This window comes from Streptomyces sp. NPDC052020, assembly GCF_040680575.1.
Taxonomy (GTDB): Bacteria; Actinomycetota; Actinomycetes; order Streptomycetales; family Streptomycetaceae; genus Streptomyces.
In genome coordinates this window covers 1-12,341 of the sequence record NZ_JBFAWY010000052.1, presented here as the reverse complement: position 1 = coordinate 12,341, position 12,341 = coordinate 1, and the positions used below count along the sequence as shown (strand labels likewise).

Below are 12,341 nucleotides of genomic sequence, written 5' to 3'. Positions count from 1 at the left end.
CCCGTGCGCCCGGGTATGTCTTGTCATAGCCCCTCCTCTGAGCCAAGGACCGTGATCGACGTGAAGGTCGGCATTCCCCGCGAGGTCAAGAACAACGAGTTCCGGGTGGCCATCACCCCCGCCGGCGTGAACGAGCTGGTGCGCCACGGCCACGAGGTCGTCATCGAGCGCGGCGCCGGCGTCGGCTCGTCGATCACGGACGCCGAGTACACCGCCGCCGGCGCGCGGATACTCGACACCGCCGACGAGGTCTGGGCCGCCGCCGACCTGCTGCTGAAGGTCAAGGAGCCCATCGCGGAGGAGTACCACCGCCTCCGCAAGGACCAGACGCTCTTCACCTACCTGCACCTGGCCGCGTCCAAGGAGTGCACCGACGCCCTGCTGGCGGCCGGCACCACCGCGATCGCCTACGAGACCGTCGAGCTGCCCAGCCGCGCCCTGCCGCTGCTCGCCCCGATGTCCGAGGTCGCGGGCCGCCTGGCCCCGCAGGTCGGCGCCTACCACCTGATGCGCGCGGCCGGCGGCCGCGGTGTGCTGCCCGGCGGCGTCCCCGGCGTGCAGGCCGGCAAGGCCGTCGTCATCGGCGGCGGCGTCTCCGGCTGGAACGCCGCGCAGATCGCCATCGGCATGGGCTTCCACGTGACCCTGCTCGACAAGGACATCAACAAGCTCAAGGAAGCCGACAAGATCTTCGGCACGAAGATCCAGACCGTCGTCTCCAACGCCTTCGAGCTGGAGAAGGCCTGCCTGGAGGCCGACCTCGTCATCGGCGCCGTCCTCATCCCGGGCGCCAAGGCCCCGAAGCTGGTCACCAACGAGCTGGTGTCCCGCATGAAGCCGGGAAGTGTCCTTGTCGACATCGCGATCGACCAGGGCGGCTGCTTCGAGGACTCGCACCCGACCACCCACGCCGAGCCGACCTTCCAGGTCCACGACTCGGTCTTCTACTGCGTCGCCAACATGCCGGGCGCGGTGCCGAACACCTCCACCTACGCGCTGACCAACGCGACGCTGCCGTACATCGTCGAACTGGCCAACCGCGGCTGGGCCGAGGCGCTGCGCCGCGACGCCGCGCTGGCCAAGGGTCTCAACACCCACGACGGCAAGGTCGTGTACAAGGAGGTCGCCGAGGCGCACGGCCTGGAGCACGTGGAGCTCTCCTCCCTGCTCGGCTGACCGCCGGCCGATATCACGGCCAAGTCGTCAACAGCAAAAGGCGATACGTCAACACGTGCGGTCAACCCCGCACGCCCGGCCGGACCTTGTCCCACAAGGTCCGGCCGGATGTGTGTATGGTCACTTCGCGATTCTCGGGCAAGTCGCCTCGAACGCACCCCTTGAACCGGTTCGCACCCCGGTGAAACCTGCTGTGCGACGGCCGTACGCCCTTGACAGCGGGATGTTCCATTGCCGACACATCCGGCCGGGTCCGGCGGATTGTGTTGCTGCGAACCGCCGACACGCCATAGAGTCGCCAACCGTCGGCATGGTGCCACGCTGACCTGTCTAGAAGTTTCCTGGTCACCAAGGAGGTAAGACGACTTGTGAACGAGTCGACATTTACTCCCGGGGGTGGTCAACCAGGAATGCCTGCGCGGGGCCGGGTCCCTGGGCGGTACGAGGCTGTCGGCTCCGTCGCTGTGCGCACCTTCGCAGCCCACCAGAGTCACCAGATGTCAGGGGCGACTCAGACAGCACACCAGAGCATGGATGGCCAACACGTGAACGCCATGGCCGGCGACGGAAGTGGCGCCCCCCACAACCACCTCGCCGACTACGAGGAACTGCCCGAGGGGCACTTCTACGACCCCGACGCCGAGTACGAGCCCGATCCCGAGTACGCGGCCACGCTCGCGCCCGACGCGGCCCGGCAGCGCCGGGAGCGCATCGGCCCGACCGGACGCCCGCTGCCGTACTTCCCGATCCCGGGCCCGCTGACCGACCACGGCCCCGCGAAGATCATCGCGATGTGCAACCAGAAGGGCGGCGTCGGCAAGACGACGTCGGCCATCAATCTGGGCGCCGCGCTCGCGGAGTACGGCCGCCGGGTCCTGCTCGTCGACTTCGACCCGCAGGGCGCGCTGTCGGTCGGTCTCGGCGTCAACCCGATGGAGCTCGACCTCACCGTCTACAACCTGCTCATGGAGCGGGGGATGTCGGCCGACGAGGTCCTGCTGAAGACGGCGGTCCCCAACATGGACCTGCTGCCCAGCAACATCGACCTGTCGGCCGCCGAGGTCCAGCTGGTCTCCGAGGTCGCCCGCGAGTCGTCGCTCCAGCGGGCGCTGAAGCCGCTGCTGCCCGACTACGACTACATCGTGATCGACTGCCAGCCCTCGCTCGGCCTGCTCACGGTCAACGCCCTGACCGCCGCGCACAAGGTGATCGTGCCGCTGGAGTGCGAGTTCTTCGCGCTGCGCGGGGTCGCCCTGCTGACCGAGACCATCGAGAAGGTCCAGGAACGGCTCAACCCCGACCTGGAGCTCGACGGCATCCTGGCCACGATGTACGACTCGCGCACGGTGCACAGCCGAGAGGTGCTCGCGCGGGTCGTCGAGGCGTTCGACGACCACGTCTACCACACGGTCATCGGGCGCACGGTCCGCTTCCCGGAGACCACGGTCGCCGGTGAGCCGATCACCACCTACGCCTCCAACTCCGTCGGTGCCGCCGCCTACCGCCAGCTCGCCAGGGAGGTGCTCGCCCGGTGTCACGCCGAGTGAGTCTGCCGGGGGCCGACGAACTCTTCCGTACGACAGGGGGAATGGCGCTTCAGCCGTCCACCCCGCGACGCCAGGCCAACGGGGACGCCCGGGTGCCGGCGCCGGCCGGGGAGAGCGACCAGGCGGCCGCCGAGGACGCACCGCAGTCGGTGCCCGCGCAGGGCGGTGACGGCGAGGGCGCCGAGCACGTCGCGGCGGAGGCGGAGCCGGCCGGGGCCGGTGAGTCGCGCACCCGGAGCACCGAGCGCTCCGCGCGGCGCGGGGCCGCGCAGGACGGGTCCGCCGCCGCCCAGCCCCGCAAGCGCGGCCGGGCGGCCACCCGCCGTCCCAGCGGCCGCGAGCGGCACGACGAGAAGATCACCGTGTACGTCTCCGCCGAGGAGCTCATGGACCTGGAGCACGCCCGCCTGGTCCTCCGGGGCGAGCACGGGCTGGCCGTCGACCGCGGCCGGATCGTGCGGGAGGCCGTCGCCGTGGTCCTCGCCGACCTGGAGACCCGCGGGGACGCCAGCATCCTCGTACGGCGGCTGCGCGGACGGTAGCGATAGCCTGCGGGGGCTATGACCTCGAACGGCACCCCGCCCCCCTCCTCCGGCCCGGCCGGCCGACGGCGCGCGCTGGGGAGGGGGCCGGGAGCCCCGCGGGCGACCGCGCCGGCCGGGTCCGCACCGGCGGCCCCGCCCGCCGCTGCCCCAGGGACGCCGGGGGGAGCGCGGCCGGAAGCCGGGGCGCGGGGCACCGAGCCGCGGCCCGCGGACCGGCCGAGCACGGACCCGGCGTCCGGGGAGGGCCCGCGGGACGCGGACGCGGCGGCCCCCGGCGCCGAGCCCGCCGGTCCCGGTGAGCCGGAGCCGGAGACGCGGTCACGGTCCAGGGAGCCCGGGGCCGGGGACGACGGCGTCTTCACGGTGCGTCTCGCCAACTTCGAGGGCCCCTTCGACCTGCTCCTGCAACTGATCTCCAAGCACAAGCTGGACGTCACCGAGGTCGCCCTGTCGAAGGTGACCGATGAGTTCATGGCGCACATCAGGGCCATGGGACCGGACTGGGACCTGGACCGGACGACGGAGTTCCTGGTCGTGGCGGCGACCCTCCTCGACCTCAAGGCGGCCCGGCTGCTGCCCGCCGCCGAGGTGGAGGACGAGGCCGACCTGGCCCTGCTGGAGGCCCGCGACCTGCTGTTCGCGCGGCTGTTGCAGTACCGCGCGTACAAACGGATCGCGGAGATCTTCAGCGAGCGGCTGGAGACGGAGGCCCGCAGCAGGCCCCGCACCGTCGGCCTGGAGCCCCGGCACGCCGAGCTGCTGCCCGAGGTCGTCATCGGCGTCGGCGCGGAAGGGTTCGCCAGGCTCGCGGTCAAGGCGATGCGGCCCAAGCCGAAACCGCAGGTGTACGTCGACCACATCCACGCGCCGCTGGTCAGCGTGCGGGAGCAGGCCCGGATCGTCGTCGCCCGGCTGAAGGAGCTGGGCGAGGCCGCCTTCCGGACGCTGGTGGAGGACACCGACGACACCCTGACCGTCGTCGCCCGGTTCCTCGCGCTGCTGGAGCTGTACCGGGAGAAGGCCGTGGCGCTGGAGCAGGAGACCGCGCTCGGGGAACTGCTGGTGCGCTGGACCGGCGGCGACGGGGCGACCGGACCACTGGTGACCGACGAGTTCGACCGGCCGCCCGAGCGGCGCGAAAAGCCCGATACGCCCGATACGGAGGAGAAGGCGTGAGCGAGGAGATCACCGGGGTTCCGGCCGGGCCGCGGACCGTCGCCGGCCTGGAGCTCAAGCCCGCCCTGGAGGCCGTCCTGATGGTCGTGGACGAGCCCGCGACCGAGGAGTACCTGGCGAAGATCCTGGAACGGCCCCGGCGGCAGGTCGCCGACGCGCTGCGGGAGCTGGCCGGCGAGTACACCGCGCAGGGGCGCGGGTTCGAGCTGCGGTTCGTCGCGGGCGGCTGGCGGTTCTACACCCGGGCCGGCTACGCGCCCGCCGTCGAGCGGTTCGTCCTGGACGGGCAGCAGGCCCGGCTCACCCAGGCGGCGCTGGAGACGCTCGCGGTGGTGGCGTACCGGCAGCCGGTGAGCCGCAGCCGGGTCTCCGCCGTGCGCGGAGTGAACTGCGACGGCGTGATGCGCACCCTCCTCCAGCGCGGTCTGGTCGAGGAGGCGGGCACGGAACCCGAAACAGGTGCGATCCTGTACAGGACGACGAACTACTTCCTGGAACGGATGGGCCTGCGCGGTCTGGACGAGCTCCCGGAGCTCGCGCCCTTCCTCCCGGAGGCGGAGGCGATCGAGGCCGAGACCCAGGAAGGCGTGCCGTCGTTCGATCCGGACGCTCCGGACCCGGACGACGGGCCCGCGACGAACATGCCTGACACGACGACGACGGAACTTTGATGCGAAGCAGCGGCAGCGGCAAGAGCGGCGGACGCGGTAACCACCGCGGCGCCGGCAACAACAGGGACCAGAAGCAGGGGCAGGGCCGCCCCCGCAAGCCCCGCCCCGAGGAGCGCCGCTACGACGTGGGCCCCGGCGCCACCAAGGACGGCCCGAAGGCCGGTCGGGGCGGCGCGGCCCGTGGCGGCGCCAAGCCGGGCGGACGGGGCCGCAGCGCCCCGGCACGCTCGCGCGAGTACGAGGCGCGGATGGAGGAGCGCAACCGGGACCGGTACGCCGGCCGCAAGGAGGTCAAGCTGCCCAAGACCTTCCCGGGCGCCGAACAGGAGGGCGAGCGGCTCCAGAAGGTGCTGGCGCGCGCGGGCTACGGCTCGCGGCGGGCCTGCGAGGAGCTCATCGACCAGGCCAGGGTCGAGGTCAACGGCGAGATCGTCACCGAGCAGGGCAAGCGGGTCGACCCGGAGAAGGACGAGGTCAAGGTCGACGGCCTGACCGTGGCGACCCAGTCGTACCAGTTCTTCTCGCTGAACAAGCCCGCCGGGGTCGTCTCCACCATGGAGGACCCCGAGGGCCGGCAGTGCCTCGGTGACTACGTCACCAACCGCGAGACCCGCCTCTTCCACGTCGGCCGGCTCGACACCGAGACCGAGGGCGTCATCCTGCTCACCAACCACGGCGAGCTGGCGCACCGGCTGACCCACCCCAAGTACGGCGTGAGGAAGACCTACCTCGCGCACATCGTCGGCCCGATCCCGCGCGACCTGGGCAAGCGCCTGAAGGACGGCATCCAGCTGGAGGACGGGTACGCCCGCGCGGACCACTTCCGGGTGGTGGAGCAGACCGGCAAGAACTACCTCGTCGAGGTCACCCTCCACGAGGGCCGCAAGCACATCGTGCGCCGCATGCTGGCGGAGGCCGGGTTCCCCGTCGACAAGCTGGTCCGCACCGCCTTCGGCCCCATCACGCTGGGCGACCAGAAGTCGGGCTGGCTGCGGCGGCTGTCGAACACCGAGGTCGGCATGCTGATGCAGGAGGTCGACCTCTAGGAGGGCCGGCCCGCGGGAGACCGGTCCGCCGGTCCGGTCTCCCCGGACTTTCGCCGTCACCCGGGGCGGCGGAACGGGAGCACGGCACGGCACGGCACGGCCGACGCCGGCGCACGCGCGCGTGCGGTCCGACGTGGCGCGGCTGCACACCGTGCTGGACCAGGCGCAGGAGGCGTCAGCGCTCCCCGGCGCCCCGTCCGCCCACGACGCCCTCACGACTTCGTCGTACGGGCCCGGCCGGAGGGCCGAGGCCCGGCGGACCCGGAGCAGGAAGTCCTCGACGCGGCGCCGGTCCGGCAGCTCGGGCAGGGGGCCGCGGCGGGCGGCCTCCTCGGCCTCCCGCTCCAGACGGGCCATCCAGGACTCGACCTCGCGCCAAGGGGGACCTCGCCCCGCTTGACGGCGAGCAGCGGTTCGCGCCGGTCGGCGACGTCGAGGGTGAGCCGTTCCGTGCGCAGCAGGTCGCGGCGCTCGTCAGCAGCAGGTGCTGCATGGCGTGCTGCCAGCGCGGGGCCCCGTGGGTGCGGACATCGGCGTCCAGCTCGCGGCGCCGGCCGTGGGCGGTGGGAGTACCGCCCGCGCTAGCGAAGCCGAGCGTGGGGGAGGGTGAACGTCTCGCGCACCCGGCGCGAGAGGAACGCCTCGCGCAGGGCGAGGAGCTCCCGGCCGGTGTCGTCGGCGTACTCCGCGAGCGGGGAGTGCGGGCACTCCAGGATGTCGGGGGTGGCAGGCGGGGCCAGCTCGCAGAAGCGTTCCAGCTCCCGGCTGAACTGCTCCTCGGCGGGCCCTTCGGCGTGCGTCGCCCTCCGTCGCCAGACCGAAGGCACGCGACCCCATGAGACAGGCGGAGACGGTGTGGTCGCGCACCAGGGTCTGCGGGCGCATGCCGGGAGCCTACGTGCTCCCTCACGCCAGGCGAATGGAGTTTCCCTCCACCGTGATCTTCCGCTCGGGCAGGGCCCGGGTGGCCGGGGGGCTCGTCACCGTGCCGTCCGTGATCCGGAACTTGCTGCCGTGGCAGGTGCAGTTGATGGTGCCGGCCTCCACGTTGGCCACCGGGCAGCGCTGGTGGGTGCAGATCGACGAGAAGGCCCTGAAATCGCCCTCCCGGGGCTGGGTCACCACGATCTGCTCGTCCTCGACGATCACGCCGCCGCCCACCGGGACGTCCGTCGTCTTCGCCACCTCCTGCCCGGGCGAGGCCCCGGCGGGCGCCTCGCCGGAGGAGCCGTCGCCGTCGTCACCGCAACCCGCGAGGAGCGCCGCGGCTCCCGTCGCCAGAAGGACCGTGCGCCGCGTCGGAGGGTGGGTCATGTCGTCACTCCGGGAGGTGGGGAAGGCGAATACGGGACGGGAAGGGAGTTATACGGTCGACTGAGCATCCTGGCATCGAAGCGGACGAAGCGGAAGCAACGTGCGGGAGGCGGGTGAAAGCGCCCCCGGGCGCGAGAGGAGCGCGCACGGCGCGAGCGCGTGGCCGTCTCACCGACCGGGCGCCGCGCACCGCCTCCGCGCCGCCTGGCTAGGCTGGGCGGACCACACCCGATACGCACGTCAGCAAGGAGCAACGCGTGGCGGTACGAGCGGTCCGGGGCGCCGTCCAACTGGAGAGGGACGAGGCCGGCCACATGGACGAGCAGGTCGCGGCCCTGCTCACCGCCGTCATGGAGCGCAACGGCCTGAGCGCCGACGACCTGATCAGCATCTGGTTCACGGCCACGCCCGATCTCCACAGCGACTTCCCGGCGGCCGCGGCCCGCAAGCTCGGCATCACCGACGTGCCGCTGATCTGCGCCCAGGAACTGGACATCGAGGGCGCCATGCCCCGTGTCGTCCGTCTCCTCGCGCACATCGAGTCGGACAAGCCCCGCTCCGAGATCGCCCACGTCTACCTGGGCGCCGCGGCGGCCCTGCGCAAGGACATCGCCCAGTGAGAACCGCACTCGTCATCGGAACCGGCCTCATCGGCACCTCCGCCGCCCTCGCCCTGACCCGGCGCGGTGTCGTCGTCCACCTCGCCGACCGCGACCCGGAGCAGGCCCGTACGGCGGCGGCGCTCGGCGCCGGCACCGACGAGGCGCCGGACGGGCCGGTCGACCTCGCGATCGTCGCCGCTCCGCCGGCCCATGTGGCCGACGTGCTCGCCGACGCCGTGCGGCGCGAGGCGGCGCGCGGCTACGTCGACGTGGCCAGCGTCAAGGGCGGCCCGCGCCGCGAGCTTCAGGCCCGCGGCCTGGACCTGACCCGCTACCTCGGCACCCACCCCATGTCGGGCCGCGAGAAGTCCGGCCCGCTCGCCGCCACCGCCGACCTCTTCGAGGGCCGCCCCTGGGTGCTGACCCCCACCCGGGACACGGACACCGAGGTGCTCAACCTCGCCCTCGAACTGGTCTCGCACTGCCGGGCCGTACCCGTGGTGATGGACGCGGACGCCCACGACCGCGCCGTCGCCCTCGTCTCCCACATGCCCCACCTCGTCTCCAGCCTGGTCGCGGCCCGCCTGGAGCACGCCGAGGAGGCGGCCGTACGGCTGTGCGGGCAGGGCATCCGCGACGTGACCCGGATCGCCGCCTCCGACCCCCGGATGTGGATCGACATCCTCTCCGCGAACCCGGGCCCGGTCGCCGACCTGCTCACCGACGTCGCCGCCGACCTGGAGGAGACGGTGCGGGCCCTGCGCGCCCTGGAGTCCTCGGACGCGGACAAGCGCCGGGAGGGAACCGCCGAGATCGAGGCCGTGCTGCGCCGGGGCAACGCCGGCCAGGTCCGCGTCCCCGGCAAGCACGGCAGCGCCCCGCGGAGCTACGAGACCGTGGCCGTCCTCATCGACGACCAGCCCGGTCAGCTGGCCCGCATCTTCGCGGACGCGGGACAGGCCGGGGTCAACATCGAGGACGTGCGCATCGAGCACGCCACCGGGCAGCAGGCCGGTCTGGTGCAGCTGATGGTGGAGCCGAAGGCGGCTCCCTCGCTGGCCGCGACCCTGCGGGAGCGGGGCTGGGCACTGCGGCAGTGATCCGGCGGTGACCGGCAGTGATCCACCCGAACGTGCTTGTCATAGGCCCTCCGGGTTGCCAGTAACCTTGTGCGGGGCACCATCGCGCCCCGCACACTCCCACCGCACCGCACCAGGAAGGTGTCCCTCCGTGGAAAACGGCGCCGCCCGGACCGCCCAGCCCGTGATTGTCGCCATCGACGGCCCCTCCGGCACGGGCAAGTCGAGCACGTCGAAGGCCGTGGCCGCGCAGCTCGGCCTGAGCTACCTGGACACCGGTGCCCAGTACCGGGCGATCACGTGGTGGATGGTGACCAACGGCATCGACACCGACGACCCGCACGCCATCGCCGCCGCGGCCGGCAAGCCCGAGATCCTCTCCGGCACCGACCCGACGGACCCGACCATCACGGTCGACGGCGTGGACGTCTCCGGCCCGATCCGCACCCAGGAGGTCACCTCCAAGGTCAGCGCGGTCAGCGCCGTGCCGGAGGTGCGGACCCGGATCACCGAGCTCCAGCGGGCGATCGCCTCCTCCGCGGTGACCGGCATCGTCGTCGAGGGCCGCGACATCGGCACCACCGTGCTGCCCGACGCCGACCTGAAGATCTTCCTCACCGCCTCCCCGGAGGCCCGCGCCGCCCGCCGCAGCGGCGAGCTCCAGGGCGCCGACGTCAACGCCACCCGGGAGGCGCTGATCAAGCGGGACGCGGCCGACTCCAGCCGTACGACCTCGCCGCTCGCCAAGGCGGACGACGCCGTGGAGGTGGACACCACCGACCTCACCCTGCCGCAGGTCATCGAGTGCGTCGTCACGCTCGTCGAGGAGAAGCGGGCCGGGAAGTGAGCCTTCCGTCCGAACGGGGCGCCGAGGTCGGGCGGCGCATCGGCGTCGGCCTGATGTACGGCCTGTTCCGGCCGCGCGTGCTGGGCGCCTGGAGAGTGCCCGCGGCCGGTCCGGTGATCTTCGCCGTCAACCACTCGCACAACCTCGACGGCCCGATGGTCATGGGCGTGGCGCCCCGGCCGACGCACTTCCTGATCAAGAAGGAGGCGTTCATCGGCCCGCTGGACCCCTTCCTGACCGGCATCGGCCAGCTGAAGGTGGACCGCGCCACCACCGACCGCACGGCGATCACCCGGGCCCTGGACGTGCTCTCGGCCGGCGGGGTCCTCGGTATCTTCCCGGAGGGCACCCGGGGCGAGGGCGACTTCGCCTCGCTGCGCGCCGGGCTGGCCTACTTCGCGGTACGCAGCGGCGCCCCGATCGTGCCGGTGGCGGTGCTGGGAAGCTCCGGGCGGCGCGGACGGTTGATAAAGGGGCTGCCTCCCCTGCGCTCCCGGATCGACGTCGTCTTCGGCGACCCGTTCGACGCGGGCGACGGCAGCGGGCGGCGGACCCGCACGGCACTGGACGAGGCGACCGAACGCATCCAGAAGCAGCTCACCGCGCACCTGGAAAACGCCAGGCGCCTGACCGGGCGCTAGGCGACACTTGAGTAGTGGATCACCCGGTACAGGGGTGCTCCACCGATCACCACGATGAACGAGGTACGGACTTCATGAACGACGACATCCACTCCGAGGGCTCGGGCGAGGAGCACGACCACGGGGCGCTTGGCGACGCCGAGTACGCGGAGTTCATGGAGCTCGCCGCGGAAGAGGGCTTCGACCCGGAGGAGGTCGAGGGCGCCATCGAGGCGGCCGGGCACGGCCCGCTGCCGGTCCTCGCCGTCGTCGGCCGCCCCAATGTCGGCAAGTCGACTCTCGTCAACCGGATCATCGGCCGCCGCGAGGCGGTCGTCGAGGACAAGCCGGGCGTCACCCGCGACCGCGTGACCTACGAGGCCGAGTGGGCGGGCCGCCGCTTCAAGGTCGTCGACACCGGCGGCTGGGAGCAGGACGTCCTCGGCATCGACGCCTCCGTGGCGGCCCAGGCCGAGTACGCGATCGAGGCCGCCGACGCGGTCGTCTTCGTCGTCGACGCCAAGGTCGGCGCCACCGACACCGACGAGGCCGTCGTACGGCTGCTGCGCAAGGCCGGCAAGCCGGTGGTGCTGTGCGCCAACAAGGTGGACGGCCCGAGCGGCGAGGCCGACGCGGCGTACCTGTGGTCGCTGGGCCTCGGCGAACCGCACCCGGTCTCCGCGCTGCACGGCCGCGGCACCGGCGACATGCTGGACAAGGTCCTGGAGGCGCTGCCCGAGGCCCCGGCGCAGACCTTCGGCACCGCCGTCGGCGGCCCGCGCCGCATCGCCCTGATCGGCCGCCCGAACGTCGGCAAGTCCTCGCTGCTGAACAAGGTGGCGGGCGAGGAGCGCGTCGTCGTCAACGAGCTCGCGGGCACCACCCGCGACCCGGTCGACGAGCTGATCGAACTGGGCGGCGTCACCTGGAAGTTCGTCGACACCGCCGGCATCCGCAAGCGGGTCCACCTCCAGCAGGGCGCCGACTACTACGCCTCGCTGCGTACCGCCGCGGCCGTGGAGAAGGCGGAGGTGGCCGTCATCCTCATCGACGCCTCCGAGTCGATCTCGGTGCAGGACCAGCGGATCGTCACCATGGCCGTCGAGGCGGGCCGCGCGATCGTCCTGGCGTTCAACAAGTGGGACACCCTCGACGAGGAGCGCCGCTACTACCTGGAGCGGGAGATCGAGACCGAGCTCGGCCAGGTGGCGTGGGCGCCGCGGGTCAACGTCTCGGCGCGCACCGGACGCCACATGGAGAAGCTGGTCCCGGCGATCGAGACGGCCCTGGCGGGCTGGGAGACCCGGGTGCCGACGGGCCGGCTGAACGCGTTCCTCGGCGAGCTGGTCGCCGCCCACCCGCACCCGATCCGGGGCGGCAAGCAGCCGCGCATCCTCTTCGGCACCCAGGCCGGCACCAAGCCGCCGCGGTTCGTGCTCTTCGCCACCGGGTTCATCGAGGCCGGCTACCGGCGCTTCATCGAGCGCCGTCTGCGCGAGGAGTTCGGTTTCGAGGGGACACCGATCCACCTCTCGGTGCGGGTGCGCGAGAAGCGCGGCGCGAAGAAGAAGTAGCGCCACGGGGCGAGACAAGCGGCGCCTGACGGCGGAGAGGGCGGTCCCCCGCGGCACCGCCGTGATGGTCGCCGCCTGGCTGGGCTGGCGCTCCTGGCGGCAGCACACCCTGCGCCCGCTCCTCGCCCTCGGCGTCTCCCTGCT

General features: G+C 72.5%; 12 protein-coding genes and 2 pseudogenes. 12 read left to right on the top strand and 2 right to left on the bottom strand.

What is annotated here, in order from left to right; translation table 11 throughout:
• Positions 1 to 51 precede the first annotated feature (51 nt).
• The 7 genes and pseudogenes from ald to AB0L74_RS32220 form a co-directional block, all read left to right on the top strand.
• On the top strand, positions 52 to 1,176 hold the full coding sequence (gene ald / locus AB0L74_RS32250; RefSeq protein ID WP_365660323.1) for an alanine dehydrogenase: 1,125 nt from the start codon (positions 52 to 54) through the stop codon (positions 1,174 to 1,176).
• A gap of 410 nt (positions 1,177 to 1,586) precedes the next feature.
• Positions 1,587 to 2,723 (top strand): ParA family protein, encoded by a 1,137-nt coding sequence (locus AB0L74_RS32245; RefSeq protein ID WP_365660320.1) that lies wholly within the window; start codon positions 1,587 to 1,589, stop codon positions 2,721 to 2,723.
• Complete coding sequence (locus AB0L74_RS32240; protein WP_365660379.1) at positions 2,720 to 3,265, top strand: hypothetical protein; 546 nt, start codon at positions 2,720 to 2,722, stop codon at positions 3,263 to 3,265. Before AB0L74_RS32245 ends, AB0L74_RS32240 begins: the two co-directional genes overlap by 4 nt.
• Positions 3,266 to 3,283: 18 nt before the next feature.
• Positions 3,284 to 4,444 (top strand): segregation/condensation protein A, encoded by a 1,161-nt coding sequence (locus AB0L74_RS32235; protein ID WP_365660317.1) that lies wholly within the window; start codon positions 3,284 to 3,286, stop codon positions 4,442 to 4,444.
• The gene (gene scpB, locus AB0L74_RS32230; RefSeq protein WP_365660314.1) at positions 4,441 to 5,115 is read left to right on the top strand and encodes an SMC-Scp complex subunit ScpB; all 675 of its coding nucleotides are present in this window, start codon (positions 4,441 to 4,443) and stop codon (positions 5,113 to 5,115) included. Before AB0L74_RS32235 ends, scpB begins: the two co-directional genes overlap by 4 nt.
• Positions 5,115 to 6,161 (top strand): pseudouridine synthase, encoded by a 1,047-nt coding sequence (locus AB0L74_RS32225; protein ID WP_365660312.1) that lies wholly within the window; start codon positions 5,115 to 5,117, stop codon positions 6,159 to 6,161. Before scpB ends, AB0L74_RS32225 begins: the two co-directional genes overlap by 1 nt.
• 115 nt (positions 6,162 to 6,276) lie before the next feature.
• Positions 6,277 to 6,407: pseudogene (locus AB0L74_RS32220) on the top strand (nucleotidyltransferase domain-containing protein); the annotation flags it as partial.
• Here the strand turns inward: AB0L74_RS32220 and AB0L74_RS32215 are convergent.
• A pseudogene (locus AB0L74_RS32215) lies at positions 6,390 to 7,046 on the bottom strand (nucleotidyltransferase); the annotation flags it as partial. The pseudogenes AB0L74_RS32220 and AB0L74_RS32215 overlap by 18 nt on opposite strands.
• A gap of 21 nt (positions 7,047 to 7,067) precedes the next feature.
• On the bottom strand, positions 7,068 to 7,475 hold the full coding sequence (locus AB0L74_RS32210; RefSeq protein WP_365660310.1) for a Rieske (2Fe-2S) protein: 408 nt from the start codon (positions 7,473 to 7,475) through the stop codon (positions 7,068 to 7,070).
• Positions 7,476 to 7,732: 257 nt separating this feature from the next.
• On the opposite strand from AB0L74_RS32210, the gene aroH reads away from it, so the two are divergent.
• From aroH to der, 5 genes are all read left to right on the top strand, one after another.
• A complete protein-coding gene (gene aroH / locus AB0L74_RS32205) occupies positions 7,733 to 8,095 on the top strand; it encodes a chorismate mutase (RefSeq protein WP_365660307.1) in 363 nt (120 codons plus the stop codon).
• Positions 8,092 to 9,177, top strand: coding sequence for a prephenate dehydrogenase (locus tag AB0L74_RS32200; protein WP_365660304.1), 1,086 nt, complete (start codon positions 8,092 to 8,094; stop codon positions 9,175 to 9,177). The genes aroH and AB0L74_RS32200 overlap by 4 nt, the downstream gene beginning before the upstream one ends.
• 130 nt (positions 9,178 to 9,307) lie before the next feature.
• On the top strand, positions 9,308 to 10,003 hold the full coding sequence (gene cmk / locus AB0L74_RS32195) for a (d)CMP kinase (RefSeq protein WP_365660301.1): 696 nt from the start codon (positions 9,308 to 9,310) through the stop codon (positions 10,001 to 10,003).
• A 53-nt stretch (positions 10,004 to 10,056) separates the two neighbouring features.
• Entirely contained in the window at positions 10,057 to 10,644 is a 588-nt protein-coding gene (locus AB0L74_RS32190) for a lysophospholipid acyltransferase family protein (protein WP_365660376.1), read from the top strand.
• Positions 10,645 to 10,718: 74 nt separating this feature from the next.
• Entirely contained in the window at positions 10,719 to 12,197 is a 1,479-nt protein-coding gene (der, locus tag AB0L74_RS32185; RefSeq protein ID WP_365660298.1) for a ribosome biogenesis GTPase Der, read from the top strand.
• Positions 12,198 to 12,341: the final 144 nt, after the last annotated feature.